The 25488-nt window shown below is 62.0% G+C and carries 28 protein-coding genes; 12 read left to right on the top strand and 16 right to left on the bottom strand.

The genetic code is table 11. The features are described 5' to 3' along the window. Positions 1–211 precede the first annotated feature (211 nt). Together ACF8K2_RS05505 and ACF8K2_RS05500 are read left to right on the top strand one after the other, a co-directional pair. A complete protein-coding gene (locus ACF8K2_RS05505) occupies positions 212–1207 on the top strand; it encodes a response regulator (protein WP_392463805.1) in 996 nt (331 codons plus the stop codon). A 29-nt stretch (positions 1208–1236) separates the two neighbouring features. After that, positions 1237–1587, top strand: coding sequence for a response regulator transcription factor (locus tag ACF8K2_RS05500; RefSeq protein ID WP_392463810.1), 351 nt, complete (start codon positions 1237–1239; stop codon positions 1585–1587). A 42-nt stretch (positions 1588–1629) separates the two neighbouring features. Here ACF8K2_RS05500 and ACF8K2_RS05495 read toward each other — a convergent pair whose 3' ends face one another. The 5 genes from ACF8K2_RS05495 to ACF8K2_RS05475 all read right to left on the bottom strand — a co-directional run bounded on the left by ACF8K2_RS05495 (position 1630) and on the right by ACF8K2_RS05475 (position 6691). Beyond that, positions 1630–2931, bottom strand: coding sequence for an Nramp family divalent metal transporter (locus ACF8K2_RS05495; protein ID WP_186552976.1), 1302 nt, complete (start codon positions 2929–2931; stop codon positions 1630–1632). A 174-nt stretch (positions 2932–3105) separates the two neighbouring features. Continuing rightward, entirely contained in the window at positions 3106–3357 is a 252-nt protein-coding gene (locus ACF8K2_RS05490; protein ID WP_392463803.1) for a DUF2790 domain-containing protein, read from the bottom strand. A gap of 142 nt (positions 3358–3499) precedes the next feature. Continuing rightward, positions 3500–4987, bottom strand: coding sequence for a YifB family Mg chelatase-like AAA ATPase (locus ACF8K2_RS05485; RefSeq protein ID WP_392463802.1), 1488 nt, complete (start codon positions 4985–4987; stop codon positions 3500–3502). Between the two features lie 123 nt (positions 4988–5110). Beyond that, on the bottom strand, positions 5111–6265 hold the full coding sequence (locus ACF8K2_RS05480; protein WP_392463800.1) for a hypothetical protein: 1155 nt from the start codon (positions 6263–6265) through the stop codon (positions 5111–5113). 132 nt (positions 6266–6397) lie between these two features. Continuing rightward, on the bottom strand, positions 6398–6691 hold the full coding sequence (locus tag ACF8K2_RS05475) for an accessory factor UbiK family protein (RefSeq protein WP_312151559.1): 294 nt from the start codon (positions 6689–6691) through the stop codon (positions 6398–6400). A 419-nt stretch (positions 6692–7110) separates the two neighbouring features. Between ACF8K2_RS05475 and glnK the strand changes: the two genes are divergently transcribed. The 3 genes from glnK (at position 7111) to sutA (ending at position 9573) form a co-directional block, all read left to right on the top strand. Further along, complete coding sequence (glnK, locus tag ACF8K2_RS05470) at positions 7111–7449, top strand: P-II family nitrogen regulator (RefSeq protein WP_002555808.1); 339 nt, start codon at positions 7111–7113, stop codon at positions 7447–7449. A 47-nt stretch (positions 7450–7496) separates the two neighbouring features. Further along, complete coding sequence (locus ACF8K2_RS05465; RefSeq protein ID WP_186552955.1) at positions 7497–8819, top strand: ammonium transporter; 1323 nt, start codon at positions 7497–7499, stop codon at positions 8817–8819. Between the two features lie 430 nt (positions 8820–9249). After that, positions 9250–9573, top strand: coding sequence for a transcriptional regulator SutA (sutA, locus tag ACF8K2_RS05460; RefSeq protein ID WP_186552954.1), 324 nt, complete (start codon positions 9250–9252; stop codon positions 9571–9573). A gap of 104 nt (positions 9574–9677) precedes the next feature. Here the strand turns inward: sutA and ACF8K2_RS05455 are convergent, their stop codons facing one another. From ACF8K2_RS05455 to ACF8K2_RS05430, 6 genes are read right to left on the bottom strand one after another with little or no spacing between them, the layout of a single operon-like run. Continuing rightward, complete coding sequence (locus tag ACF8K2_RS05455) at positions 9678–10373, bottom strand: HAD family hydrolase (RefSeq protein ID WP_392463799.1); 696 nt, start codon at positions 10371–10373, stop codon at positions 9678–9680. Beyond that, positions 10370–11269 (bottom strand): tyrosine recombinase XerC, encoded by a 900-nt coding sequence (gene xerC / locus ACF8K2_RS05450; protein ID WP_264233905.1) that lies wholly within the window; start codon positions 11267–11269, stop codon positions 10370–10372. Before xerC ends, ACF8K2_RS05455 begins: the two co-directional genes overlap by 4 nt. Then, complete coding sequence (locus ACF8K2_RS05445; RefSeq protein ID WP_264233903.1) at positions 11269–11979, bottom strand: DUF484 family protein; 711 nt, start codon at positions 11977–11979, stop codon at positions 11269–11271. The genes xerC and ACF8K2_RS05445 overlap by 1 nt, the downstream gene beginning before the upstream one ends. Before the next feature lie 13 nt (positions 11980–11992). Next, the gene (dapF, locus tag ACF8K2_RS05440; protein ID WP_392463798.1) at positions 11993–12823 is read right to left on the bottom strand and encodes a diaminopimelate epimerase; all 831 of its coding nucleotides are present in this window, start codon (positions 12821–12823) and stop codon (positions 11993–11995) included. Positions 12824–12827: 4 nt separating this feature from the next. Next, positions 12828–14075 carry a diaminopimelate decarboxylase gene (gene lysA, locus ACF8K2_RS05435; RefSeq protein ID WP_186552949.1) on the bottom strand — a complete coding sequence of 416 codons (1248 nt, stop codon included), beginning with the start codon at positions 14073–14075 and terminating at the stop codon, positions 12828–12830. 9 nt (positions 14076–14084) lie between these two features. Continuing rightward, positions 14085–14288, bottom strand: a complete 204-nt coding sequence (locus ACF8K2_RS05430; protein ID WP_392463797.1) for a lipoprotein — start codon at positions 14286–14288, stop codon at positions 14085–14087. Between the two features lie 188 nt (positions 14289–14476). Here ACF8K2_RS05430 and cyaY point away from each other — a divergent pair, with 188 nt between their 5' ends. From cyaY to rnk, 3 genes are all read left to right on the top strand, one after another. Then, positions 14477–14809, top strand: coding sequence for an iron donor protein CyaY (cyaY, locus tag ACF8K2_RS05425; protein WP_186552947.1), 333 nt, complete (start codon positions 14477–14479; stop codon positions 14807–14809). A gap of 1 nt (position 14810) precedes the next feature. Further along, positions 14811–15023: a DUF1289 domain-containing protein gene (locus ACF8K2_RS05420; RefSeq protein ID WP_186552946.1), complete on the top strand. Its 213-nt coding sequence runs from the start codon at positions 14811–14813 to the stop codon at positions 15021–15023. A 135-nt stretch (positions 15024–15158) separates the two neighbouring features. Continuing rightward, the gene (gene rnk, locus ACF8K2_RS05415; protein ID WP_312151551.1) at positions 15159–15569 is read left to right on the top strand and encodes a nucleoside diphosphate kinase regulator; all 411 of its coding nucleotides are present in this window, start codon (positions 15159–15161) and stop codon (positions 15567–15569) included. Positions 15570–15584: 15 nt separating this feature from the next. Here the strand turns inward: rnk and ACF8K2_RS05410 are convergent, their stop codons facing one another. The 4 genes from ACF8K2_RS05410 to ACF8K2_RS05395 all read right to left on the bottom strand — a co-directional run bounded on the left by ACF8K2_RS05410 (position 15585) and on the right by ACF8K2_RS05395 (position 20174). Continuing rightward, positions 15585–16427 carry a hypothetical protein gene (locus ACF8K2_RS05410; protein ID WP_312151549.1) on the bottom strand — a complete coding sequence of 281 codons (843 nt, stop codon included), beginning with the start codon at positions 16425–16427 and terminating at the stop codon, positions 15585–15587. 90 nt (positions 16428–16517) lie between these two features. Beyond that, on the bottom strand, positions 16518–19376 hold the full coding sequence (locus ACF8K2_RS05405; RefSeq protein WP_392463794.1) for a class I adenylate cyclase: 2859 nt from the start codon (positions 19374–19376) through the stop codon (positions 16518–16520). 180 nt (positions 19377–19556) lie between these two features. Further along, positions 19557–19802 carry a TIGR02647 family protein gene (locus ACF8K2_RS05400; protein ID WP_186552942.1) on the bottom strand — a complete coding sequence of 82 codons (246 nt, stop codon included), beginning with the start codon at positions 19800–19802 and terminating at the stop codon, positions 19557–19559. A 72-nt stretch (positions 19803–19874) separates the two neighbouring features. Beyond that, a complete protein-coding gene (locus ACF8K2_RS05395; protein WP_186552941.1) occupies positions 19875–20174 on the bottom strand; it encodes a hypothetical protein in 300 nt (99 codons plus the stop codon). A gap of 145 nt (positions 20175–20319) precedes the next feature. On the opposite strand from ACF8K2_RS05395, the gene ACF8K2_RS05390 reads away from it, so the two are divergent. Then, on the top strand, positions 20320–20979 hold the full coding sequence (locus ACF8K2_RS05390) for a glutathione S-transferase (RefSeq protein ID WP_392463793.1): 660 nt from the start codon (positions 20320–20322) through the stop codon (positions 20977–20979). A 169-nt stretch (positions 20980–21148) separates the two neighbouring features. On the opposite strand, the gene argH is transcribed toward ACF8K2_RS05390, so the two are convergent. Further along, complete coding sequence (gene argH / locus ACF8K2_RS05385; protein ID WP_186552939.1) at positions 21149–22543, bottom strand: argininosuccinate lyase; 1395 nt, start codon at positions 22541–22543, stop codon at positions 21149–21151. 311 nt (positions 22544–22854) lie between these two features. On the opposite strand from argH, the gene ACF8K2_RS05380 reads away from it, so the two are divergent. The 3 genes from ACF8K2_RS05380 to ACF8K2_RS05370 all read left to right on the top strand — a co-directional run bounded on the left by ACF8K2_RS05380 (position 22855) and on the right by ACF8K2_RS05370 (position 25445). Further along, complete coding sequence (locus ACF8K2_RS05380; protein WP_186552938.1) at positions 22855–23604, top strand: LytTR family DNA-binding domain-containing protein; 750 nt, start codon at positions 22855–22857, stop codon at positions 23602–23604. 135 nt (positions 23605–23739) lie between these two features. Continuing rightward, complete coding sequence (gene hemC / locus ACF8K2_RS05375; protein WP_186552937.1) at positions 23740–24681, top strand: hydroxymethylbilane synthase; 942 nt, start codon at positions 23740–23742, stop codon at positions 24679–24681. Next, a complete protein-coding gene (locus tag ACF8K2_RS05370; RefSeq protein WP_392463792.1) occupies positions 24678–25445 on the top strand; it encodes a uroporphyrinogen-III synthase in 768 nt (255 codons plus the stop codon). The genes hemC and ACF8K2_RS05370 overlap by 4 nt, the downstream gene beginning before the upstream one ends. Positions 25446–25488: the final 43 nt, after the last annotated feature.

Here is a 25488-nt window from a genome sequence, read left to right as displayed (position 1 = left end):
GGCGCGAATGCCCGTTGTAGGCGGCTTGGCAGGAATGGGAACCAATCTGACCGTTCTGGATCCTGCGCCGCGGCCTTTGCTCGATTGCCGCGTGCCTTGGAGGTGTATCCTCAGGCCAACCTATCCCTCGGGATAATTGTCTGAACGCGCAGGCTCACCTAGATTGCACAGGGCTGCGCAACCGCCTTGGCCTGTGAAACTTGAGACGATCATGATCCGACTAGGCAATGCGCTGGTGTCGCTTGAGCGACGAGAGGCTTTCCTCGACGGCAAGCCGTTGCCTCTGGGTGGCCGTGCGTTCGATGTCCTGGCGATGCTGGTCAGGGCCAAGGGCCGCGTGGTTAGCAAGGAAGAGCTGTTCAGCCAGGTCTGGGCGGGCACCGTGGTCGAGGACAACAATCTTCAGGTGCAGGTATCGCTGCTGCGTAAGATGCTCGGTGACAAGCGCCTGATCCAGACCGTCGCACGTCGAGGCTACCGGTTGGCAGTCGATATTGCCGCAGAACTTGCGTCATTTGCCCATAGCCCTTCATTCAACCTCGATCCCGACCTGCCGCCACCGAGCGACGATGGCGCCGCTGTGCCGGTTCTGGTGGTGGACGACGATCCGTCGGTGCGCTCCGCGCTGGGCAGGTTGTTGCGGGTAGAGGGTATCCCTCACCGGCTTTACGCCTCGGCAGAAGAGCTGCTGCAAGCGCAGTGGGATTCGCCTTATGCCTGCCTATTGCTGGACATCAATCTGCCAGCCGCCACTGGGCTGGAGCTGCAGGACATGCTCGGCAAGCTCGACCTGCCGTGGCCGGTGGTGTTCATGACCGGCTACGGGACTATTCCCATGGCGGTGCAGGCAATGCGCGCGGGGGCGATCGAGGTGCTGACCAAGCCGTTCGACGAGCAGCAGCTGTTGGCGCTGCTCGATGTCGTACGTTTGCGCGCGGTGGCGGCGGGCAGGGCGTGGCAGCATGCGCGACAGGTTAAAGACAAGTATGCGCGCCTCACTACTCGCGAGCGCCAGGTGTTTTCGCTGGTGGTCAGTGGGCTGTCGCACAAACAGATCGCCAAACACATCGGAACCAGCGAAGTGACGACCAAGGTGCACAAGAAAAACATCATGAACAAGATGCAGTCGCGCTCGCTGGTCGATCTGGTCTCGATGCACAACGTGGTCGCTGGCTGCGGTAGCGTCGAGGGCCAGGGCGCCGCATGAACGGACCCGTTTCAACCGCCAAGGCTTGGGTGTGCATCGTCGACGATGATGCGTCCGTTCGCAAAAGCCTGGCTAACCTGTTGCGCTCAGCAGGCTTCGACCCGCTGCCGTTCAGCTCGGGGGAGGCATTCCTCGGGTCAGGGTTGGCGCGTGAGGCGGGCTGCGCCTTGCTCGACTTGAAAATGCCGGGGCTCGGTGGCTTGCAGGTTCTGCGTGAACTGGCGGCGATGGGTTGGCGCTTGCCAGTGATCTGCATGTCTGCACACTGGAGCGATGCCGGGCTGGATGAGTCGATGCGCCAAGGGGCGGTGGCCTGTTTGCGCAAGCCATTCAGCGAAGAGGCGTTGTTGCAGGCAATAGGCCTGGCCTTGGCTGTTTGATGCCGGGGCCGCGAAGCAGCCCCGGGCACGTTGTACGATGACTTAAGTGAACAGATCCACACCCAGCTGGAACGCTACCCACAACGCAAGGCCGGTGGCGAAGGCCAGGGCAATATTCTCGAACAGGTTGTTGCGGTACTCCTTGCTCAGCAGCGACTTCTGGTTGGACATGATCAGCAAGCCCAGCGAGATCACCGGCAAACCGACGATGTTCAGTGCGCTGACCCCGATGGTCAGGGTGACGAAGTCCGGCATGCCGGGGATCGACCAGATCAGCGGCGTGACCAGGATGAACAGCATGAACCAGCGGTGCGCCGGATCCTTGTGGAACTCCTTGCCATAGCGCTCACGCCGCTGTGGCCGCACGTGCTGGAAGGCGTCGGTAATCAGCATCGGGAAGGCAGTGGTCTTGCCCGAGATGCTGGCGAACAAGGTCGCGAACACGCCGATGAAGAAGATGTACCAACCGATCGGGCCGAAGAACATTTCCAGGGCCTTGCCCAGGTCGCCCAGGGTGTTCACTTCGATGCCATTGGGACGCAGGATTTCTGCGCCGACGATCCAGATCGCCAGGTTGATCACGATGCCGACGAACACCGCGAACAGCAGGTCATTGCGCTGCACGCGCTTGTGCTGCGGGCCGGTCCAACCTTTCTGGCGCATCACGTACGGGTGGACGAAGTTGGCCACCGAGCCTGCCACCGCACCGATCACCGACACCGCGACCAGCATGGCGCCGTGCACGCCCTCATCAGCAGGGATGCTAAAGCCGATGGTGCCTTTGACGATGCCGACCACATCGGGGCCAGACATCACCGCCAGGGCGAGAAACGCCAGGGTCATCACTGCCAGCAGCAGCTTCATCACCCCTTCGATCATCGAATAGATATTGCGCCCGACCAGCATCCACACCGCCAGCACCACGGCCATCGAGCACAGCAGCGGATAGTCGATGCGCAGCAGCATCGCCAGCGCTTCGCCAGCACCCTTGATCATGTAGGCATTCATCAGATGGCCCATGAGCAAGGCATAGCCGAGCATGAACCAGGCAAACACCGGATGCAGTTGGGCGTAGCCCTGGAGAATGGTCATGCCCTGGTTATTGCACAGCTGGAAGCGGGCAATGATGTTGACGATCAGGTAGCGCAGCAGCAGTGACACTGCCAGTACCCACATCATCGCGTAACCATAGTTGGCCCCGGCCACCGACGAGGTGATCAGATCACCTGCGCCGAGCCAGGACAGCACGGCAATGATGCCCGGCCCGAGCAGTTTGACTACCCGAGAAAGGCGGCTTTGCGAGGGCGTGGCAGTTTTGCCCTCCACGGAAGGTATGCTCGTCATCGATGGTGTCTCCGTTATTTTTGTTGTGAGAGCCGGCGCAGTCGAACACAGTAGATAGGATGTCGTACAACTAAAATTACGCGCTAAATATTACAAGATGTTTCTAAGCCAGCGATGGCCTTTTAACACGAAAGGGCCGCAAAGCGGCCCTGTTCGGTGTGTCTGGACTCAAACTCAGTTCTGATTGGCGAGGGTGTTGGGTTGGCTGTAGCTCACCTGGTGTACCTGGCCATTGCTGTCGCGGTAAGTGAGTGTGGCGGTACTGCTGTGGCCTTGCGGGTTTGCCGGGGCCTGCACGCTGATCACCTGATCGATGTCCATCCCGTAGTGGTAGGCGCGGACTTCACCGGGCTGGGCGAAGGCACTGGCACTGCTGGCAATGGCGAAGGTGGTAGCGGTAATGGCGAAGCTTTTGCGAAGGGTCATGATCGTTCTCCAGATTAGTCGGTAGTGGGCGACGACTGCTTGCTGTCTGGAGGCAATATTGAGCGCAAATAGTTAGCGCGCAAAATATATTGCTGCTATGGCTGGGATTGAACCGGTGTATGGGCATCCCAACCCGCTCCTGTCAGGACCCTGGCCGATACTGCAACGCCTCCGCCAGGTGCGTGCGTGCGATGTCCTGCCCCTGTTCCAGGTCGGCCAAGGTCCGTGCGACCTTCAGTAATCGGTGCGCCGCACGCAGCGACAAGGTCAGGCGTTCGCAGGCGTTTTCCAGCCAGCGCTGGTCCTCGGCGCTCAAGTGGCAGTGCCGGCGTAGACCCTTGAGGTCGAGAAAGGCATTGGCGCAGCCTTGGCGGCGCTGCTGTACGTCGCGAGCTTCGGCGACCACGCGGGCGACGCTGGCGCTGGTTTCACCGCTGGGGGCGTTGGTCAGCACGGTGCTTTCGCGGGCCACGGTCAGGTGCAGGTCGATGCGGTCGAGCAGCGGGCCGGAGAGCTTGTTGCGATAGCGCTGGATCTGCTCGGTGCTGCAGCGACAGCGTCCGCTGGGGTCGCCCAGGTAACCACAGGGGCAGGGGTTCATTGCCGCCACCAACTGGAAGCGGGCAGGGAAGCGGACTTTGTCCTTGGCCCGGGCGACGACGATTTCGCCCGATTCCAGAGGCTCGCGCAGTACCTCAAGCACGCGGCGTTCAAACTCGGGCAGTTCGTCCAGAAACAACACGCCGTGATGGGCCAGGGTGATCTCGCCTGGCTGTGGACGACTGCCGCCACCGACCAATGCCGGCCCGGAGGCCGAGTGGTGCGGGTGGCGAAAGGGTCGCTGTGGCCAGCTGTTCAAGGGTGTGCACCCGCTGACTGACTGGATGGCGGCAACTTCCAGCGCTTCGTGTTCATCCAGCGGCGGCAGTAAACCCGGCAAGCGGCTGGCGAGCAGGGTCTTGCCAGTACCTGGCGGGCCGGTGAACAGCAGATTGTGCGCACCTGCCGCCGCCACCAGCAGGGCGCGTTTAGCCGCGATTTGGCCCTGCACCTCGCTCAAATCTGGGTAAGGCCTGCTCTGCAGGACCAGGCCATTGGCAGCATAAGGTGGCAGCGGCACCTGGCCATTGAGGTGAGCGACCAGTTCCAGCAAATGGCCGATGGCATACACCACCAGCCCGCTCGCCAAGCTCGCTTCTTCGGCGTTATCGCGCGGCACCACCAAGGCGCGACCGGCCTCGCGGGCAGCGAGCGCGGCGGGTAGCACGCCTTGCACGCTGCGCACCGCCCCTGAAAGGGCCAGTTCGCCCAGGCATTCGATGTCGCTCAGGGTCGCTACCGGGACCTGGCCATCGGCGGCGAGAATGCCCAAGGCAATGGCCAGATCGTAGCGTCCGCCATCCTTGGGCAGGTCGGCGGGGGCGAGGTTCTGGGTGATGCGCCTGGCGGGGTAGTTCAGCCCGGAATTGACGATGGCGCTGCGCACGCGGTCCTTGCTTTCTTTGACCGTCACTTCCGGCAAGCCGACCAGGGTCAGGCTGGGCAAGCCGTTGGCCAGATGGGTTTCAACGCTGACGGCCGGCGCCTGCACGCCGACCTGGGCGCGACTGTGGACAAGGGCAAGGGACATGGACACTCCGTGGTCGCTGAGATGTAGGCCGCGTCCTGCGGCTTTTCAAAGCGTAGCGGCGTAGTCACCGAGGCAACCGCAAAGAGTGAGTCGAGGTTTTACCGGCACGCACAGGTGCGCGGCTCACGCTCTGGTCAGCCACTCGGCCATGGCGGAATCTTCCAGTGCGTATTCGCCGCGATTGGCTTTCCATACCAGCTCTTGCTCGCGCAGCACCTCAAGGGCTTTCTGCACATTCGGAGCCGTCGCGTTCGGCAGGTTCTGGCTCAGCTCCAGCCGACGGTTGATTTCTGTGAAGGTCTGTTCACTGAACGGCGAAAACGGCTGTTTGTCGATGACGCGCCGCGCCATCACCTCCAATACCGCCTGCTGCAAGGGCGAAAGCTCGTTGAAGGCACTTTCGTAATCACTCCAGACCCCGGCCTGATGATTGAGTGCACCGGTCTTCAGCAGCTCGCCAAGATTGCCCGCTTCGCCCAAGCCGACACTGACTTCCGCGAGCAATTTGGCGAGCATTTCCGGGCGTCTGCCGACCAGGCCGAATGCATACTCGAGATCTTCGACCTTGAACTGGTTGGTAGCGGCCAGGCGTTGGTTCCACACCTGGGTGATGAATGCGACGAACTCTTTGCCCAGGAGCGGAAAGGGCGTGATGTTGGCGCCATAGAAGGGCTGTTTGCTTTTGAGTACCAGGTTGGCCAGTTTGTCGCGACTGGATCCGGTGAATACCAGCCGTAGGCCGTCCGGGTCGCTGCCACGGTTGAGCTGATCGCGGGCAGCCTTGAGGGCAAACATGGCGTTGATGCCGCTTTCGGTATTGAGCGCGTGCTGCGCTTCATCGATCACCAGCACGACCATCTTGCCCGCAACCTCATGCAATACCCACAGTGCCTGAGCCAGGGTGGTGCCTTGTGGCAGGCGCGGCTTGCTGAAATCCCAACTCAGGGTACGTAGCAAGTTGATCTTGTCGATTCCCGCCTTCTTGGCGACTTTTTCGAACGCGCTTTGGTATTGGCCCAACGCGTTACCGATGGCGGCGCTGATCAAGTCGGCGGGGTCGGCTTCGCGGTCTGCCCAGAGGTCGACATACACCGGCAGCCAGCCACGGCGTGCGCACTCGGGGATCAGGTCGTTGTTGAGGAAGGTGCTCTTACCCGTACGCCGCGGGGCTGCCAGGAACATCCCCGAGCTATAGTCGACCAGCGATTCCCCGGCCAGATCGTTGGCAAGTGTCTTGGCCAATAGCTCTCGTTTGAAGATCGGGCGGGAAGGGCTCATCGAATTATCCTAAATTATCTCGTTTGGTATAATTTATACCTAAAAAGATAATGTTGGTATAAAACAGAATTCAGACCCGGGCGCCTGCCCCCTGGAGGGGGCAGGGCTAACGAATCCAAATGACGGCCTGCATCAATCTGCTGCTGGGTTATCCGTTGTTGGCTGGGGCGCCGCAGCGGGAGCCATTCGCGCATCCAGCTCGGCGACTTGTTTCTCCAGGGCCTCCAGGCGTGCGCGGGTGCGCGCCAGGACCACCATCTGGCTGTCGAATTCTTCGCGGCTGACCAGGTCCAGCTTGCTGAAGGCGCTTTGCATGAGGACTTTGAACTGGCTTTCCAGTTCGGCGCGTGGTTGCGCGGTATCGCCGCTGAACAGGCGTGAGGCTTGGTCGCTGAGGGCGTCGAGGAGGGCTTTGGGCGCGAGCATGTTCGGCTGTCCGCTTGATCAGTGAAAAGAGCGCCAGTGTAGCACGCTGCTTTTGGCTCTCTGGCGGCCCGTGCGTTGCACAGTTTTTGCGCAGCGCCCCTGAATGGCGCGCACCGAAGTTGTGCATGTTTTTGCTGGTGGCGACTGGCCAATCCCCGGTTTTCTACGCAACACGCTGTTTTTTGGCGGTTTATCCGACCTGGCAAGGTTTCTGCAAAGACCTCTGCGAGCCATGCACTGATGCAGTTCCTTGTGACCAGGCAGTGCGCAGGCCGAGCCGAAAGGCTGTTCAGCACCGTCGAGGCGTGCATCGACGGTGAGGAGGGTGCCAACGATGCGTTACAAAGCCGGGCGCTGCGCTTAGACTTGAGACGGGTTTGTTTTCCTGGGGCAAGTCCACCAAATCGGGAGAGAGTTTCATGAAGCTAGTCACTGCCATCATCAAGCCGTTCAAGCTGGACGACGTGCGCGAGTCGCTGTCGGAAATCGGCGTGCAGGGCATCACCGTCACCGAAGTCAAAGGCTTCGGTCGGCAGAAGGGCCACACCGAGCTGTATCGCGGTGCTGAATACGTGGTCGACTTCCTGCCCAAGGTGAAGATCGACGTTGCCATCGACGACAAGGACCTGGACCGGGTAATCGAGGCCATCACCAAGGCCGCCAACACCGGCAAGATCGGTGACGGCAAGATTTTCGTAGTCAATCTGGAGCAGGCGATCCGCATCCGTACCGGCGAAACCGATACCGACGCGATCTAAGCAACAAAAAAAGCCTCACCAAACCCAACGCCCCAGGAGAAAACAACATGACTCTGCGTAAGATCGCAGGGCTAGGAGCCCTATTGTCCCTCGCAATGCCAGGCCTCGCCCTGGCCGAGGAAGCTGTCCCCACGCTGAACTCCGGCGATACCGCCTGGATGCTCACGGCGACGGCGTTGGTCCTGTTCATGACCATTCCGGGCCTGGCCCTGTTCTACGGCGGCATGGTCCGCTCCAAGAACGTGCTGTCGGTAATGATGCAGTGCTTTGCCATTACCGGCCTGATGAGCATCCTGTGGATGGTCTACGGCTACAGCCTGGCTTTCGATACCACCGGTATGGAAAAAGGCGTTCTCAATTTCAGTTCCTTTGTCGGCGGCTTCTCCAAAGCCTTCCTCAATGGCGTTACCCCTGACAGCCTGACCGCTGCCTTCCCGGAAGCGGTGTTCATCACCTTCCAGATGACCTTCGCCATCATCACTCCGGCGCTGATCGTCGGTGCCTTCGCCGAGCGGATGAAGTTCTCGGCGATGCTGATCTTCATGGCCGTGTGGTTCACCCTGGTCTATGCGCCGATTGCGCACATGGTCTGGAGCGGTGACGGCGCGCTAATGTGGGACTGGGGCGTACTGGACTTCGCTGGCGGCACCGTGGTGCACATCAACGCCGGTATTGCAGGCCTGGTCTGCTGCCTGGTACTGGGCAAGCGCAAAGGCTACCCAACCACCCCTATGGCCCCGCACAACCTGGGCTACACCCTGATGGGCGCAGCCATGCTGTGGATCGGCTGGTTCGGCTTCAACGCAGGCTCGGCTGCTGCGGCCAATGGCACTGCGGGCATGGCCATGCTGGTCACGCAGATCGCCACCGCTGCCGCGGCGCTGGGCTGGATGTTCGCCGAGTGGATCTTCCACGGCAAACCGAGCGCCCTGGGTATTGCTTCGGGTGTGGTTGCCGGTCTGGTCGCCATCACCCCGGCCGCCGGCACCGTCGGCCCGATGGGCGCCCTGGTGATCGGCCTGGCCTCGGGTGTGATCTGCTACTTCTGCGCCACCAGCCTCAAGCGCAAGCTGGGCTATGACGACTCGCTGGACGCCTTCGGCGTGCACGGTATTGGTGGCATCGTCGGCGCGCTGCTGACGGGTGTGTTTGCAGCACCGGCCCTGGGCGGCTTCGGCGCGGTCGAGGACATCGGCGCGCAGTTCTGGATCCAGGCCAAAGGCGTGATCTTCACCGTGGTCTACACCGCCATCGTCACCTACGTGATTCTCAAGGTGCTGGATGTGCTGATGGGCCTGCGGGTCAACGAAGAAGAAGAGTCGGTCGGCCTCGACCTGGCTCAACACAACGAACGCGGCTACAACCTGTAACTGCGACGCTGGAAAAACTTGCCCGGTTCGCCGGGCATTTTTTTGCCTGAATTTTGCAGTTTCGCGCACAGCAAACGGTTTATCTGCGCCGTTTGCGACGCGCGCAAAAAACTTACAACACATAGGGCGTTTATGGAGCTTTGCTTTTTCTGCGAGCACGCTAGAATGCGCGCCGAAGGGTGTTAGACGAGTAGTCCCCACACTTCGCTACCCTTTGCTAGGCTTGCCAATATCGTATGGCCAGCAAGGGCTCAAAAGATTTCGTCAGGTCCTGCCAGGAGCAGAGCCTGCAGGGTCCCGCCGCCCATCAGGAGGCGGATGCCCAGGGCAGTGGCCAACCCACGGCCAGTTGAATTTTCACCGGTGGCAGTCGGTCTACGGCTGCACTGGTCTATAACTAACCTGCTTTTCGCAAGTCATGAGGTAGAACATGAGCGACGACGATCTGGAAAATGATGACCTCGAAGTAGGCGACGAAGACGAGGCTGATGACGGCCTGGAAGCTGCGGCTGACGACGGCGCGGAAGACGCTGGCGACGATAGCCCCGCTCCGGTTGCCAAGGGCAAGTCCAAGGCGGCGGTCTCGGTAGACGAGATGCCGAGCATGGAAGCCAAGCAAAAGGAGCGTGATGCGCTGGCCAAGGCGATGGAAGAGTTTCTGTCGCGCGGTGGCAAGGTGCAGGAAGTGGAGGCCAACGTGGTCGCCGATCCGCCCAAGAAGCCGGACAACAAGTACGGCAGCCGCCCTATCTGAGTGGTTGTTTGCAAAAGAGCCCGCCGTCGCTGCGGGCTTTTTTGTGGGTGATGTCGCGGGGCACGCCCGCTCCCACCCAGTCGCTTGAGTGCTTGCTGTTTGCCTCAGCGCCAGCGCGCTAGCACCTCGGGTAATTGCGACAGCCGCTGAATCTCCGCGTCCGGCGCTTTCTCGCCGGCCCAGGCCTTGCCTTGCGGGTTGAACCACACCGCGCGCAAACCGGCGCGCTGGGCCCCGGCGATGTCATCGCCAGGATGGTCGCCAATGTGCACGGCATGCGCCGCCTGCACTTCACCGCGCTTGAGCGCTTCGAGGAAGGGCGCCGGGTCTGGCTTGCCAATCCCCAGGTCCTCGGCGCACAGGGCGAACTTGAAGTAGTCCGCCAGGCCGATCCGGCTGACGTCGGCATTGCCATTGGTGACCACGCCCAAGGTGTAGTGGTGGCGCAGTATCTCCAACACCGGCTGCACTTCAGGGAATACCTCGACTTGATGCCGCGCATGCAGGAACACCTCGAAGCCTTCGTTGGCCAACGTTTGGGCCTGCAGTTCGCTATAGCCGACCTCTTCCAGGGCATGGAACAGCACCCGCCGGCGCAGGGCGCTGATGCGGTGCTTGAGCCCAGGCTCAGCCTGGACCAGGCGTTCGCGGATGGCATACAGGTGCTCGACCGGCACACCGCCCAGGCGCGGAGCGTTGGCTTCGAGCCAGTCGCGCAGGACGGTTTCGGCGCTGAGAATGACCGGTGCGGTGTCCCACAGGGTGTCGTCCAGGTCGAAGGTGATCAGCTTAATGCTCATGAGTCTGTGCCTTTGCTGCGTTTGGCCCGGGGGTGGGCGCTGTCGTACACCGCGGCCAGGTGCTGGAAGTCCAGGTGGGTATAGATCTGCGTGGTGCTGATGTCGGCATGGCCAAGCATCTCTTGCACGGCGCGCAGGTCCTGGGACGATTCCAGCAAATGGCTGGCGAAGGAATGGCGAAGCATGTGGGGGTGCAGGTGCTGGCCCAGCTCGCGCTCTCCGGCCGCCTTGACCCGCAGCTGGATGGCCCGTGGGCCCAGGCGCCGGCCTTGGCGGCTCAAGAACACCGCGTTGTCACGGGGGGCACTGATGCCGCGCAGCTTGAGCCACTCTTGCAACGCCTCGCGGGCTTTGCGACCGACTGGCAGAACGCGGGTCTTGTTGCCCTTGCCCTGGACCTGGACCAACCCAGCGGCCAGGTCCAAATGCTCAAGATCGAGGTTGGTCAATTCCGATAGGCGCAGGCCTGAGGAGTAGAACAGCTCAAGAATGGCCTGGTCGCGGCGGGCGATGAAGTCGTCATCGACGCCGCCTTCGAGCAGTTGCAGGGCGCGATCGGTGTCCAGTGCCTTGGGCAGGCGCTTTTCGCCCTTGGGCGGCGACAGACCATTGGCTGGGTCGTGCGTGCAAACGCCTTCGCGGTTGAGGTAGCGATACAGCCCGCGCACTGCCGACAGCAGCCGGGCGATGCTACGTGAAGACTGGCCATGGTGATGCTGGCGCGCCACCAGCTGGCGCATCTGCTGTATCTGCAGCGCTTGCCAGCTGGCGATGCCCTGGCTGTTGCAGTATTCGAGGACCTTTTCCAGGTCGCGACGGTACGCCAGCTGGGTGTGTTCCGACACCTGGCGCTCGTTGCGCAAGTGTGCGCAATAAGCCTCCAGCTGGCGCTCCATCAGCGCACCGGTCGCAGTGTCTGGGTCAGGCGCGGGACGACCCGGCCGAGCACTTCGGCGATGTAGCTGAGGAACAACGTGCCGACCGTGCTTTTGTAGTGCTGCGGATCGCGGCTGCCGATGGCCAGGACGCCGTGCAGGCCCTGGTATTCCAGGGTCGCGACCGCACTGGAACCGACTTCCTTGCGCTGCTCGTCACCGAACAGGAAGGCCAGCTCGTGTTCGCGCAGGTTGCCGCTGACGGTCTTGCCGCTGCCCAGCAGAGCCCCGATGGCCTGCTGCGCCTCGCTGTTGCTGACCCAGCGGCCGACGGGCGTGGCGTTCTCGCCAAACAGGATCAGGCTGACGAAGGGCACCTGGAATTCCTGGCGCAGGCTGTCTTCGACGGCCATCACCACTTCTTCCAGGCTACTGGCATCGAGCAGGTCGAGAATCAGCCGGCGGGTTTTATCGAACAAGCGGTCGTTGTCGCGGGCCACGTCCATCAGTTGCGACAGACGATGGCGCATCTCGATGTTGCGATCGCGCAGCAGCTTGAGCTGGCGCTCCACCAGCGACACGCTGTCGCCGCGCTGGTGGGGGATGCGTTGCTCGATGAGCAGTTCGTCGTGCTCGGCGAAGAACGTCGGGTGGGCACGCAGGTAAGCCACCACCGCCTCGGCATCGAGGTCGGTGGTTTGTTCGGGTACAACCTGTGGCTGATCGGTCATGGCGGTTACTCGCTTAGAGACGAACCTGTCCTTCGTAGACACGTACGGCCGGGCCGGTCATCAACACCGGTTGGCCTGGGCCAGCCCATTCGATGCTCAGGCGTCCGCCTGGCAGATCGATGGACACCGGCGAATCCATCCAGCCCTGGCTGATGGCGGCCACCGCAGCGGCGCAGGCGCCGGTACCGCAGGCCTGGGTTTCCCCGGCGCCGCGTTCCCAAACCCGCAGGTTGGCGCGGTGACGGTCGATGACCTGGATGAAGCCGGCGTTGACCCGTTGTGGGAAGCGCGGGTGGTTTTCGATCTTCGGGCCCAGCGCGTGTACGGGCGCGGTGTGCACGTCGTCGACGCGCAGTACCGAATGTGGGTTACCCATCGAGACGGCGGCGATCGAATAGCTCTGGCCGTCGATTTCCAGCGGGTAGCTCAGGGCCTGTTCGGGCGCCTCGAACGGAATATCCACCGGATTGAGCCGTGGCGGCCCCATGTCGACACAAATCTGCCCGTCGTTGCGCACGTCCAGCTCGATGATGCCGCCTTTGGTTTCGACGCGGATCAGTTTTTTCGCGGTCAGGCGCTTGTCCAGCACGAAGCGCGCAAAGCAGCGCGCGCCGTTGCCGCACTGCTCGACCTCGGAACCGTCGGCGTTGAAGATCCGGTAGCGGAAATCCACGTCCGGATTGTTCGGCGCCTCGACGATCAGCAGCTGGTCGAAACCGATGCCGGTGTGCCGATCACCCCATTGCTTGGCGTGCTTGGGCTGGATGTGCGCGTGCTGGCTGACCAGGTCGAGGACCATGAAGTCGTTGCCCAGGCCGTGCATCTTGGTGAAACGCAGCAGCATGGTTTCACTCCGGCAGCAGGCTTTCGCCAGCGAACAGTTCAGCAATGGTCTCGCGGCGACGTACCTCGAAGGCCTGGTCAGCGTCGACCAGCACCTCGGCGCAGCGGCCACGGGTGTTGTAGTTCGAGCTCATGACAAAACCATAGGCGCCCGCCGACTCGACGGCCAGCAGATCGCCTTCGGCCAGGTTCAGCACGCGGTCCTTGGCGAGGAAGTCGCCGGTCTCGCAGATCGGCCCGACCAGGTCGTAGGCACGGCCTTCGCCGTCACGCGGCTGGACCGCGCTGACGCCCATCCAGGCCTGGTACAGGGCTGGGCGGATCAGGTCGTTCATCGCCGCATCGACGATGGCGAAATCTTTGTGTTCAGTGTGCTTGAGGTATTCGACGCGGGTCAGCAGGACGCCGGCGTTGGCCACAATGTAGCGGCCTGGTTCGAACACCAGGGCCAGGTCACGGTCGCCGACGCGTTCGCGGATGGCCTTTACGTAGTCGCCGGCCAGCGGCGGCTCTTCGTCGCGATAACGCACGCCGACGCCGCCGCCCAGGTCCAGGTGGCGCAGCAGGATGCCGCACTCACCGAGGCGGTCGATCAACGCCAGCAGGCGGTCGAGGGCATCGAGGAACGGCTCCAGGGTGGTCAGCTGCGAACCGATATGGCAGTCGACGCCGACCACTTCCAGGTTCGGCAGCTGCGCGGCGCGCACGTAGACTTCTTCGGCATCGGCGATGGCGATACCGAACTTGTTTTCCTTGAGACCGGTGGAGATGTAAGGGTGGGTACCGGCATCGACGTCCGGGTTGACCCGCAGCGAGACCGGGGCAACCTTGCCCATCTCGGCGGCCACCACTTGCAGGCGTTCCAGCTCATCGGTGGATTCGACGTTGAAGCAGTGCACGCCGACTTCCAGGGCGCGACGCATGTCTTCGCGGGTCTTGCCGACACCGGAGAACACCACGCGGTCAGCCCGGCCGCCAGCGGCCAATACCCGCTCCAGCTCACCGCCAGAGACGATATCGAAGCCTGCGCCCAAGCGGGCCAGCAGGTTCAGCACGCCGAGGTTGGAGTTAGCCTTGACCGCGAAGCACACCAGGTGCTCGACGCCTTGCAGGGCATCGGTGTAGCTGCGGTATTGCGCCTCGATGTGAGCGCGCGAGTAAACGTAGGTCGGCGTACCGAACCGTTCGGCGATGGCCGAGAGGGCCACGCCTTCCGCGAACAGCTGGCCGTCGCGGTAGTTGAAAGCGTCCATTGGATTTCCTTACTGCGCTGGCTGCTGCTCGGGTTCTTGCTCTGGCTGCGGCGCTGGCTGCTGCGAGGGCTGAGCGTGCTGGTGCTGGTGCGATTTTTTGGCCTTGCCGTCTTTGCCGTCTTCTGGCAAGTACAGGGGGCCCTTCTGACCGCAGGCCGAAACGAGGCAGGCAACCGCGACCAGCGCCGCGAGGGAGGAAATCAGGCGCTTCATTGGTGAAATCCTTGAAATATGCAGTATTGCGCCCGAGTATACCGAGCGCCTGCCTGATTGCCTATGCAAGGGCCGGTCCGCCTGGCGGGCGCGGGCCTGCCTCGTGATTGGGTTATCCTTTGCATTCGCCGGCCAGCGTCCGTATCGTGCCCCGCTTGCCGTAAGCAGCCAATTTCGAGGTTTGTGTAATGAGTTTGAGCGAAGCGCGTTTCCACGATCTGGTCGACGCGACCCAACAGGCCCTGGAAGACCTGTTCGATGAAACCGACCTGGACCTGGACATGGAAAATTCCGCCGGCGTGCTGACCATCAAGTTCGACAATGGCAGCCAGCTGATCTTCAGCCGCCAGGAGCCGCTGCGCCAACTGTGGCTGGCCGACAAGTCTGGGGGTTTCCACTTCGACTACGACGAAGAAAGCAAGAAGTGGGTCTGCGAGAAGAGCGAGGAGCTGCTCGGCGAGATGCTCGAGCGCATCGTATGGGAGCGGATCGGCGAGAAGCTGGACTTCGACGAGATCTGAGATGAGCGAGCAGCCGCGGCCACCTAAGCCGCTCTACAGTAATGTCAGCACCGCGGTGAAGTCGCCGTGCATCAGCGTTTGTCGTTTGGATGAGCAGCGGGTCTGCACCGGTTGCCACCGCCATGTCGAGCACATCCGCGAATGGCGCTCGGCCGACGACGAACGGCGCCGGCAGATTTGCCGCGAAGCCGAGGCCCTGCGCGCCCGGGCTTGAGTATTTACCCGGCTGTGATACTGTCGGGCTCTGCGTCGGTGCTGCCGAAAGCATTCACAAACCCCGCCCTTGGGCGGGGTTTTGCTTTATCTGCCCACCACAATTTGCCTGATGAACAAGGAGTCTGACTGGATCATGAGCACCAAACCTTCCCTCATCCTCACCCGATTGGACGTGCAACGTCTCGAGCGCCTGATCGACAGCCTCGATGAAAGCACGCCAGGTGTGGAGGCCTTGATGGCCGAGCTTGACCGCGCCGACAAGGTGGTCGGTCACGAGGAGGTCCCGGCTGGGGTGGTGACCATGAATTCGCGCGTGCACTGCCGCGAAGAAGCCAGTGGCAAGGACTACCACCTGACCCTGGTGTATCCGAAAGATGCCGGGCCGGAAGGCAATGTCTCGATCCTCGCGCCCATTGGCTGCGCGCTGCTGGGGCTGTCGGTGGGCGACCAGATCGATTGGCCGGCGCCGGCTGGCAAGACCCTCAAACTCAAGCTGCTTGAGGTTGAGTACCAGCCGGAAGCCTCGGGTGATTTCGACCTCTGATCACCCTTTTAGCGATCAAGGGATGTTGCGTGCCCGCAACAGGCTGGCATGGATGCAGTTGTCGACGATGCGGCTGCGCAGTGACCAGTCGGTGTTGATGATGTGGAAGTTCTGAATGTAGCTTCCCAGGTCGCGGGACTCGAACCACTCATCGATCTTGTCGCTGAAGTCGTCGGGGGTGAAAACCCCTTTGTTGTACTTGGCGCACTGGATCGCATGCAGCGGATCAAGCTCTCGACCTTCGGCTGCGACCTCGTCCATGAACGCCTTCAATTCGCTGGTTGTAGGTGTATTGCGGCCAATCCAGGCCTGGTACACACCATCCCAGTGCGCCCCTGGGCTTTCAGTGTTGTAGGCGATCACCACGGTTTTGCCAGGGTGGTCGCGCCATAGCTGGTCGAGGGTCAGATCCTTTAAGTGCCATGGAATCAATCGCTGGCCAATGTACTTGTCCAGCACCCCCTGCAGCCAACGATGCTCATTGGGGCTGAAGTTGTCGAATTGATGAAAGTCGAGGATGACGATCTCTTTGGCGTTTTCAGGTTTGCCATAGAATTTGTTCAGCTCGTAGATGACATCGCCCAGCAGGGTTCGCCCTGATGTATTGAGGTGGAACAGCTTGTATCGGTTGGGTGAGTCCGGCAGGTACTCACGGTTGGCCCTTACACGCAGGTCAAGAACACGAATGCCGCCGCGAATTTGCTCGATGCAGGAAACGTCTTGGGTGATTTCCTGAGGTAATGTCAGGCTGTCGGATTGTTTGTCCGCACCAGAATCGTGACTGCCAGGTAGCACCAACTGATCAATGCGCAGGCGACCCAGCTCGGGCAGGGAGCCCATCCAGTTTTCTTTGTTCATCTCGCACTCCGGTTTTGGATTCGAGTGCGCAGGATGTGGCGCCCCCACGCCGTCTGGCATAGGGAAAGTCCTCCTGTTGAGCAGGGTCAATCAGGGTTGCAAGGTCGCCTGAAGTTGCGCCAGACCCGCATTCAGTGCCTGCTCCAGCTCGCGCTTGTAGCGCAGGTAGAGAATGGTCGAGCCTTGGTCGTCGTCGAGCAGTTCGGAAAGATCCAGGTCAGTGATATAGCAGCGGTAAGTGCCGGCGCTACGACGCTTGCTGAGGATTTGCCGGGAAACCACGCTGTATAGCTGGTCTGCGTAGTCCAGCTCGGAAAACTCCTGCTGATTGCAATACAAGGTGACATGCACCCCGTCGCCAGCGCTTTTCTGCAAGATAGCCTGGACTTCGTAATAAGGCTGGTCGCTGCCATCGACGGGTACTGGCCGTTGTTCAATGCTGCGAGTTTTGCCGCTTCCCGGCAGCAATTGGTAATAAATAATGCTCAGCGAGTCTTGCAGGCTGTCCAGCGGTAGCTGGGCATCACGGCGCCTGACCACCGAACAAAGGAAGCGCTGCAGCGGCAGCAGCAGGTGGGTTTCATCATCCAGCGGCAGGCGCTGTTGCCACAGCGCATTGTATTCATCCAGCACATACAGGTCGGCCCAGCCCTCGAGCAGACGGTAGAACACCTGAATGCACTCGGGCTGGCCGAGCTCAAGAATCCGCGGCAGGTCGTGGTCCTGCAGGGCATTGGCATCCAGGTGCAAGGGGCTGTACTGGCCGCGCTCCTCGCCCAGGTAGCTGAGCACGTCTTCATGGTTGGCCAGTGTGGCCAAGGTGACATGCCCAGGCAGCAGCTCCAATGCGTGGGTGTCTTGGGCAATCTGCACCAAGTAGCGGTGGTTCAAGTTTTGATCGAGCAGCAGTTGCGCGGTGTCGAACAGTTCCTCGACCCGCTGGGCGATTGCCTGGGCGCGGTTATGGCAGAAACAGCGCACCCGAACTCGCGGGCGATGACTGCGCTGGCCCAGGCTGTTGAGGAAGTCGCGTAAACAGCGCATCAGGGCATGCTCGCCGTCGTAGCGCTGCACCAGCACTTCGTTCCAGCTGTTAAGGGTGATCTGGTCGAGGCTGAGTACCAGGTTCTCACGCACGCCGGCATAACTCAGCGAGTCGGTCCGTTCGGTGGTCATGAGGATGTTCAGGTCGCGGTGGTGGCGCAGGGGGTCCAGGCCAACGTTGACCAGCAGCAGGATCTCGTCGGCCACGCTTGGCTGCAACAGGCGCACCTCACTGACCGGCTCCAGCGGCAGGGCAATGCTCTGCTGCAAGCTGCCCAGCAGGTTGAACAGCTCGAACTCGCTCAAGTCACTGACGCCGGGGTGCAGAGCGAGCCGCGTGCTGCTGTCGATCACGCCATTGCGGTGCGCCCAGGTCAGCAGCTCAAGCAGTTCGCGGCAGCGCTTGATCGGGCTGAAATGCTCCCACTCGTGCACGCCCAGATTGCCGTTGTACAGGCCCCAGTGGTGGGTACCTGGCTCCTTGCGGTTGGGTGATTGCACCAGGGTCAGGGTGTCTTCAGCCAGATCCGGGGCGATCCCAGGGTTGATCACTTCGATCTTGCCGGCACGGCGCTCGAACGCCGCGTAAAGCCGGCGCCCGAGCACATTGAGGTCGCGCTGGTCGGCGCGGCTGCTGGCGTTCTGCTCGCGGGCGAGCTGGCTGAGGAAGCGGTAGCTGTGGTTGAGCTCGGCGACCAGCTCGCGGCGCTCGACCGCGACCTGGCGCACCTTCCACTGGCTGCGGCTGTCGAGCAGGGCCAATTGGCGTTCGTCCCAGCCCCATTCCTCGACCAGTCGGGCGAGCAAGCGCCGCTGCCAGTCGCCATTGCGCGAACGGCCAAGGCCGCTGAGTTTCTTGTTGATCTTCAGGTACAGGCTGCGGCGTACCAGCTCCAGGCGCTGCTGGTCACCGCGTTGCTGCAGGTACTGCTCGATGCGGCGGTAGACCATCACGTAAGGGTCGAGCGCATCGAGGTCGAGCTGGTTGGCGAACACCGCCTGTTTGTAATCCAGACTCAGGCAGCGCACGGCCGGCTGTTCGCTGGCATAGACCTCGGTCAGCAGTAACTTGAGCAGCGCTTTGTACGGTGAGTCGATGCCCTTGAACAGCTGCCACAGGCCGGCTCCGACAAACTCGCCTGCCGGGATGTGCGCCAGGTGGCCAAGGTCCAGATCGTGGTCGGCGCGAATGAACCGCTTGGACAGCAGGGTTTGCGTGTACGCCTGGTAATTGTGCTCTTCATACACGGGTACCAACCACCACAGCGGGGTGCGCCCGGCCAGCCAGATCGCGGTGCGATAGAACTCGTCGAGCAACAGATAGTGCTGGGTAGTGCCGCAGTCATCGGAGCTCAGCTGGCTGTCGCGCTCGCCTTGGACGAAGTTCTGCGGGTCGATCAGGAAAAAGTGCGCCTCGGTGCCCAGGCTCATCGCCCAGGCTTCAAGCAGCTGACATTTGCGTCTGAGCTCCGCCAGTGCACCTTCACCAAGCCCCGGGGCGTGGCAGACCCAGAGGTCCATGTCGCTGTGTTCGGCTTGGGCCAGGGTGCCCAGGCTGCCCATCAGGAACAGACCGTGAATGGGTCGTGGCGCATTGCCCAGGCGCGGCTTGTGGGTGAACGAGCGGGCCAGGCGCTGGGCTTCGGCAACCAGCTCGGGCTCAGGCTCGAAGCCTGATACACCGGCGGGGGTGTTGCCGCTGACATAACCCGGTAGCAGTGGGTGGTTGACGTGGAACAGTAGCGGCAGCAGCGTGAGCACCTGCTGCTGGCGAGTCGACAGGCCGTCCATCGCCCGTTCCAGTCGGCCGTTATTGATGAGCAGAAAGCGCGCGCGCAATTTCGCCAGCACCTTGCGGTCGATGCCTTCATCCAGATCGGGGCGAATTTCGTGGGGGTGGTTCATTGCGCACTCAGGGTCAGGCCGGGGCTGTGGCGAGTTTAGCCTGAGCGGGGAAGTCGGATAAGGGCTATGTGAATTTTTGGCGTCAGATTTTTAGCGGGGCTGTAGGCCTCTTCGCGGGCAAGCCCACTCCTACAGGGGTATGCAGGGAGCGAGGCTTGGCCGCGAACAGGATTACAGAAATCAGGCGGTCTCTGCGCTTTTCAGAATGATCAGCAGTGACTGGACATGCTCAGCCGCATCACGCCCCAGGCTGGTCAGATAACCACCATCGGGCTGGTCGGTCAGTTCCTTTTCGTGCAGGCGCTTGGCGGCGGCGATCAGCGCGGGGGAGGCGTTGTTGTGGACTTGGATGCCTTCCTGGCTGCTGTCCAGATTGAACAGGGCAAGGACTTCCAGTTCAGCGATCAGCTCGGGGGTAAGGGACATGGCAACTCCTGACTTCCAGACAAGGATGGGGCACCGCAATGGGTGCCTGAGCGTGGAGTGTAGTCAGACTTTTTACTGGTCGCCTTGATCCGCCTCAGGTGGCAGCTCCGGCAGTGCCCGCAAGGCGTTCTCGTACCACTCGGTATTGAACGGGCGATCTTCGTCGAGCAGGGCGTCAATCTCGATGGCCAGCACGTGAGCCATCAGGTTGAGGATGTCTTCGCGCTCGTAGCCGACCAGGGTCAGCTTGTTGAAGGTGGCCTTGGCGGCGGGGGGCTCGCCACTTTCAATCTGGTTTTCGATGGCCTGGGTCAGGGTGGCCTCGGCGAAGGCTTCTTCTTCATCAGTATCGATGTCGCGGGGTTCGCTCATGGCGGTGCTCCTGTAGTGAAGTGCACAGTTTGCCATGCTCGCGCAGGCAATGCCCGGCCATCGACGCGGTGCATGACGCTGGTCATGGCGAGGGGTTGCGGCTATAACTCCGGGGCCATCCCCACACGGCCTGGAGGCTGTATCAATGCTCAAGCTTCACGGATTTTCGGTCAGTAACTACTACAACATGGTCAAGCTGGCCTTGCTGGAGAAGGGCCTGCCGTTCGAAGAGGTGACCTTCTTTGGCGGGCAAACCCCCCAGGCCCTGGCTATCAGCCCACGTGGCAAGGTGCCGACGCTGGAGACCGAACATGGCTTTATCAGTGAAACCAGTGTGATCCTCGACTATATCGAGCAGACCCAGCCAGGCAAGCCGCTGCTCCCAGCCGATGCCTTCGGCCAGGCCAAGGTGCGCGAGCTGCTGCGGGAGATCGAGTTGTATATCGAACTCCCCGCGCGTACCTGTTACGCCGAGGCGTTCTTTGGCCAGGCGGTCGAGCCGCTGGTCAAGGAGAAGGCGCGTGCCGAGCTGATTGCCGGGTTTGCCACGCTCAAGCGTAATGGCAAGTTCGCCCCGTATGTTGCTGGCGAGCAGCTGACCCTCGCCGACCTGATGTTCTGTTTCTCGGTCGATTTGGCGTGTGCGGTGGGCAAGAAGGTGTTGAACCTGGACTTGCTGGAAGACTTCCCGCAGGCCAAGGCGCTGCTGGCGCTGATGGGGGATAACCCGCACATGGCGAAGATTCTCGCGGATAAAGCATCGGCGATGCCGGGCTTCCTGGAGATGATCAGCAAGAAGCGCTGATCTGAGCGAAAGGCTGCGTTGCAGCCATCGCGGGACAAGCCCGCTCCCACGCCTTGCGTAGAACGGTACGAGGGCGTAGCCCTGGCAATCAGGCTCCCACGCCTTGAGTCGAGCTGCGCGTGGGAGCGGGCTTGCCCCGCGAACGAGGGCGAAGCCCTCGCAATGAAGCTTATCGCGCAGCCAGCAACGCCTTGCCGCGCACTACAGCCGCACGCACCTGCGCCGGTGCAGTACCGCCAATGTGATTACGCGCATTGACCGAGCCTTCCAGGGTCAACACGGCAAACACATCCTGCTCGATCTGATCGCTGAACTGGCGCAACTCGTCCAGGCTCATCTCGGCCAAGTCTTTACCAGTATCGACACCGTACTTCACCGCATGGCCAACGATCTCGTGGCAATCACGGAACGGCAGGCCGCGGCGTACCAGGTAATCGGCCAGGTCGGTCGCGGTGGAGAAACCACGCAGCGCCGCTTCACGCATGATCGCGTGACGTGGCTTGATCGCCGGGATCATGTCGGCAAAGGCGCGCAGCGAGTCGCGCAGGGTATCGGCGGCATCGAACAGCGGCTCTTTGTCTTCCTGGTTGTCCTTGTTGTAGGCCAGTGGTTGGCCTTTCATCAGGGTCAGCAGGCCGGTCAGGGCGCCAAACACGCGGCCGCTCTTGCCACGTACCAGCTCCGGTACGTCCGGGTTCTTTTTCTGCGGCATGATCGAGCTGCCGGTGCAGAAGCGATCAGGCAGGTCGATGAACTGGAACTGGGCGCTGGTCCACAGCACCAGCTCTTCGGAGAAGCGCGACAGGTGCATCATGGCAATGCTGGCGGCGGCGCAGAATTCGATGGCGAAGTCACGGTCGGAGACGCCATCGAGCGAGTTGCCGGCCACAGCTTCGAAGCCCAGCAGCTTGCAGGTCAGTTCGCGGTCGATCGGGTAGGTGGTGCCGGCCAGCGCGGCGCTGCCCAGGGGCATGCGGTTGGCGCGCTTGCGGCAGTCGACCAGACGCTCGTAGTCACGGCTGAGCATCTCGAACCAGGCCAGCAGGTGGTGGCCGAAGGTAACGGGCTGCGCAGTCTGCAGGTGGGTGAAGCCCGGCATGATGGTCTCGGCTTCGCGCTCGGCTTGCTCCAGCAGGCCCTGCTGCAAGCGCGTGATTTCGGCCAGGATCAGGTCGATCTCGTCACGCAGCCACAGGCGGATGTCGGTGGCCACCTGATCGTTACGGCTACGGCCAGTGTGCAGCTTCTTGCCGGTGATGCCGATGCGGTCGGTCAGGCGCGCTTCGATGTTCATGTGCACGTCTTCCAGGTCGACGCGCCAGTCGAAGTTGCCGGCCTCGATTTCGCCCTGAATGGTCTTCAGGCCATCGATGATGGTGTCGCGCTCGGCGTCGCTGAGTACGCCGACCTGCGCCAACATGGTGGCGTGGGCGATCGAACCCATGATGTCGTGGCGGTACAGGCGCTTGTCGAAATCGACCGAGGCGGTGAAGCGGGCGACGAAGGCGTCGACGGGCTCACTGAAGCGGCCGCCCCAGGACTGATTGGTCTTGTCGGTGCTCATGGATTCACTCGTTGAAGGCGTGAACAATAAAAAGTGGCGCCGATAATAGCAGGGTTGTGCGGGCTGCCGCAGGGCGCCGGTCGATTGAAATCGCGAGAAAACACCAGACCCTGTCTTGCGTAAGGATATTTAGCGATTGAACGGCAGTGTTCCACGGACCGTCTACAGTTGGACAAAGGACTGGCAGTGAATCTGCCGGACCAGTGAATCTTTGGCCATTGCATCGGTCTAGAGCGTGACCGCGGTGTCGGTCGACCCACACCTGTCTACGCTATACCCGTGCGAGACTCATTCAGGAATCCAGCGCAATTATGAATGTCCTGATCGTTGATGACGAACCCCAAGCCCGCGAACGCCTAAGCCGCTTGCTAGGCGAGCTGGAGGGCTACACCGTGCTGGAGCCCAGCGCCACCAACGGCGATGAGGCCCTGGCCCTGATCGAAAGCCACAAGCCCGACGTGGTCCTGCTGGATATCGACATGCCCGGCCTTGATGGCTTGCAAGTCGCTGCACGCTTGTGCGAACGCGAAGCGCCGCCAGCTGTGGTGTTCTGCACCGCTGGCGATGAATACGACAGTGAAGCCTTCAAGGACAGTACCCTCAGCCACGTCGCCAAGCCGATTCAGCCGCAGGCGCTGCGTGATGCCCTGCGTAAAGCCGAAAAACCCAACCGCGCCCAGTTGGCGGCGCTGACACGCCCGGCCAATGAAGGGGGTGGGAATCCGCGCAGCCATATCAGCGCGCGAACGCGCAAGGGCATCGAGTTGATCCCCCTGCCGCAAGTCATCTATTTCATCGCCGACCACAAGTACGTCACCCTGCGCCACGAGGCCGGGGAAGTATTGCTCGATGAACCGCTCAAGGCGCTTGAGGACGAGTTCGGCGAACGCTTCGTGCGCATTCACCGCAATGCGCTGGTGGCCCGCGAGCGTATCGAGCGTTTGCAGCGCACGCCGCTTGGGCATTTCCAGCTGTTCCTCAAAGGGCTGGACGGTGATGCGCTGACGGTCAGCCGCCGGCATGTGGCCGGCGTGCGCAAGATGATGCAGGGGCTGCACTGACACAACCCAGGCAGCTGCTCGCGCAGGGCAGCACCGCGCCTTTGCGGCGAGGGCCGTCGATTGCTGATCTGGGTCTGCAGGCAGACCCGGAGGAGCTGTTATCATCGACAGCATCTCTCTGCATCGGGGCGTTACATGTCCACTCGCGAAATCCGCATTGCCACCCGTAAAAGTGCCCTGGCCCTGTGGCAGGCCGAATACGTCAAAGCGCGCCTGGAACAGGCTCATCCAGGCCTGCGGGTGAGCCTGGTGCCCATGGTCAGCCGCGGCGACAAGTTGCTCGACGCGCCGCTGGCGAAAATTGGCGGCAAGGGCTTGTTCGTCAAGGAGCTGGAAACCGCGCTGCTGGACAACGAAGCCGACATCGCTGTGCATTCGATGAAAGATGTACCCATGGACTTCCCGCAAGGCCTGGGTCTGTATTGCATCTGTGAACGCGAAGACCCGCGTGATGCGTTCGTTTCCAACCGCTTCGCCAGTCTTGAAGCGCTGCCAGCGGGCAGCGTCGTCGGCACCTCCAGCCTGCGTCGTCAGGCCCAACTGCTGGCGCGTCGGCCGGATCTGAAGATCCAGTTCCTGCGCGGCAACGTCAACACCCGCCTGGCCAAGCTCGATGCTGGCGAGTACGACGCCATTATCCTCGCCGCTGCTGGTTTGATTCGCTTGGGTTTTGAAGACCGTATTACCTCCAGCATCAGCGTCGACGACAGCCTGCCAGCCGGTGGCCAGGGCGCGGTAGGTATCGAATGCCGCAGCGCCGACAGTGAAATCCACGCCTTGCTGGCGCCGCTGCACCACATTGATACCGCCGACCGAGTGGTGGCCGAGCGCGCGCTCAACAAACACCTCAATGGCGGCTGCCAAGTGCCGATTGCCTGCTACGCGGTGCTCGAAGGCGAGCAGCTGTGGCTGCGTGGCCTGGTGGGTCAACCGAGTGGCGGCACCTTGCTAGTCGCCGAGGCGCGTGCGCCGCGCGCGCAAGCCCAAGCCTTGGGCGTGCAGGTCGCCGAAGACCTGCTGGGGCAGGGCGCCGAGGCGATCCTCAAGGAAGTCTATGGCGAGGCTGGCCATCCGTGAGCCCCTGGCGCCTGCTGCTGACCCGACCTGAAGAGGATTGTGCGGCACTGGCGCACAGCCTGGCGCTTGCCGGTATCGCCAGCAGCAGCCTGCCGCTGTTGGCGATCGAGCCAGTTGCCCTGGACCCGCCACAAACCCTGCGCGTGAGCGAGCTACAGCGCTACCAGGCCTTCATCGTGGTGAGCAAGCCGGCTGCCCGCATATTGCTCGAACGGCTCGCCCAGAATGGCCTGCAAGCACCCCGAAAGGGCTGGTTCACGGTGGGTGAAGCGACCGCCCGCGTGCTTGAGGATGCTGGGCTTTTGGTGACTTGCCCTACTGCAGGTGATGACAGCGAGGCCTTGCTTGAGCTACCCGATCTGCGTAAGGCTACCGCCAGGGCGGATTCACGGGTATTGATCATCCGCGGTGTCGGAGGTCGTGAACTGCTGGCAGAGCGTCTTGCTGAGCAAGGTGCTAGTGTCGATTATCTGGAACTGTATCGCCGCTGCCTGCCGCAGTACCCGCCGGGCACACTGGTACGCCAGATCGAAGCGGAACGCCTCAATGGCCTGGTGGTCAGCAGTGGGCAGGGTTTTGCACACTTGCGGCAGCTGGCAGGTGCAGATTGGCCACGTTTGGCGCATGTGCCGTTGTTCGTGCCAAGCCCGCGGGTAGCCGAGCAAGCGCGAGCGGCCGGCGCCCAACACATTGTGGATTGCCGTGGCGCCAGTGCCACGGCCTTGCTGGCAGCTGTGCAGCGCAGCGCTGCACCTGCCTCTTAAGGCGCTAAGCTCAGAGCGATGCGCCCCCATGCAAAGGATGGAT

Origin of the sequence: Pseudomonas sp. xss_2 (genome assembly GCF_043104195.1) — a bacterium.
In the GTDB taxonomy this organism is placed as follows: domain Bacteria; phylum Pseudomonadota; class Gammaproteobacteria; order Pseudomonadales; family Pseudomonadaceae; genus Aquipseudomonas; species Aquipseudomonas urmiensis.
Note: the sequence above shows the minus strand (reverse complement) of the source record. Positions and strands in the feature narration are given on the sequence as shown.

Bases quoted from the DNA above. Each gene is read 5' to 3' on its own strand.
- ACF8K2_RS05505 (WP_392463805.1), top strand. From the start codon at position 212: ATGATCCGACTAGGCAATGCGCTGGTGTCGCTTGAGCGACGAGAGGCT.
- ACF8K2_RS05495 (WP_186552976.1), bottom strand. From the start codon at position 2,931: ATGACGAGCATACCTTCCGTGGAGGGCAAAACTGCCACGCCCTCGCAA.
- ACF8K2_RS05490 (WP_392463803.1), bottom strand. From the start codon at position 3,357: ATGACCCTTCGCAAAAGCTTCGCCATTACCGCTACCACCTTCGCCATT.
- ACF8K2_RS05485 (WP_392463802.1), bottom strand. From the start codon at position 4,987: ATGTCCCTTGCCCTTGTCCACAGTCGCGCCCAGGTCGGCGTGCAGGCG.
- ACF8K2_RS05480 (WP_392463800.1), bottom strand. From the start codon at position 6,265: ATGAGCCCTTCCCGCCCGATCTTCAAACGAGAGCTATTGGCCAAGACA.
- ACF8K2_RS05475 (WP_312151559.1), bottom strand. From the start codon at position 6,691: ATGCTCGCGCCCAAAGCCCTCCTCGACGCCCTCAGCGACCAAGCCTCA.
- glnK (WP_002555808.1), top strand. From the start codon at position 7,111: ATGAAGCTAGTCACTGCCATCATCAAGCCGTTCAAGCTGGACGACGTG.
- ACF8K2_RS05465 (WP_186552955.1), top strand. From the start codon at position 7,497: ATGACTCTGCGTAAGATCGCAGGGCTAGGAGCCCTATTGTCCCTCGCA.
- sutA (WP_186552954.1), top strand. From the start codon at position 9,250: ATGAGCGACGACGATCTGGAAAATGATGACCTCGAAGTAGGCGACGAA.
- ACF8K2_RS05455 (WP_392463799.1), bottom strand. From the start codon at position 10,373: ATGAGCATTAAGCTGATCACCTTCGACCTGGACGACACCCTGTGGGAC.
- xerC (WP_264233905.1), bottom strand. From the start codon at position 11,269: ATGGAGCGCCAGCTGGAGGCTTATTGCGCACACTTGCGCAACGAGCGC.
- ACF8K2_RS05445 (WP_264233903.1), bottom strand. From the start codon at position 11,979: ATGACCGATCAGCCACAGGTTGTACCCGAACAAACCACCGACCTCGAT.
- dapF (WP_392463798.1), bottom strand. From the start codon at position 12,823: ATGCTGCTGCGTTTCACCAAGATGCACGGCCTGGGCAACGACTTCATG.
- lysA (WP_186552949.1), bottom strand. From the start codon at position 14,075: ATGGACGCTTTCAACTACCGCGACGGCCAGCTGTTCGCGGAAGGCGTG.
- ACF8K2_RS05430 (WP_392463797.1), bottom strand. From the start codon at position 14,288: ATGAAGCGCCTGATTTCCTCCCTCGCGGCGCTGGTCGCGGTTGCCTGC.
- cyaY (WP_186552947.1), top strand. From the start codon at position 14,477: ATGAGTTTGAGCGAAGCGCGTTTCCACGATCTGGTCGACGCGACCCAA.
- ACF8K2_RS05420 (WP_186552946.1), top strand. From the start codon at position 14,811: ATGAGCGAGCAGCCGCGGCCACCTAAGCCGCTCTACAGTAATGTCAGC.
- rnk (WP_312151551.1), top strand. From the start codon at position 15,159: ATGAGCACCAAACCTTCCCTCATCCTCACCCGATTGGACGTGCAACGT.
- ACF8K2_RS05410 (WP_312151549.1), bottom strand. From the start codon at position 16,427: ATGAACAAAGAAAACTGGATGGGCTCCCTGCCCGAGCTGGGTCGCCTG.
- ACF8K2_RS05405 (WP_392463794.1), bottom strand. From the start codon at position 19,376: ATGAACCACCCCCACGAAATTCGCCCCGATCTGGATGAAGGCATCGAC.
- ACF8K2_RS05400 (WP_186552942.1), bottom strand. From the start codon at position 19,802: ATGTCCCTTACCCCCGAGCTGATCGCTGAACTGGAAGTCCTTGCCCTG.
- ACF8K2_RS05395 (WP_186552941.1), bottom strand. From the start codon at position 20,174: ATGAGCGAACCCCGCGACATCGATACTGATGAAGAAGAAGCCTTCGCC.
- ACF8K2_RS05390 (WP_392463793.1), top strand. From the start codon at position 20,320: ATGCTCAAGCTTCACGGATTTTCGGTCAGTAACTACTACAACATGGTC.
- argH (WP_186552939.1), bottom strand. From the start codon at position 22,543: ATGAGCACCGACAAGACCAATCAGTCCTGGGGCGGCCGCTTCAGTGAG.
- ACF8K2_RS05380 (WP_186552938.1), top strand. From the start codon at position 22,855: ATGAATGTCCTGATCGTTGATGACGAACCCCAAGCCCGCGAACGCCTA.
- hemC (WP_186552937.1), top strand. From the start codon at position 23,740: ATGTCCACTCGCGAAATCCGCATTGCCACCCGTAAAAGTGCCCTGGCC.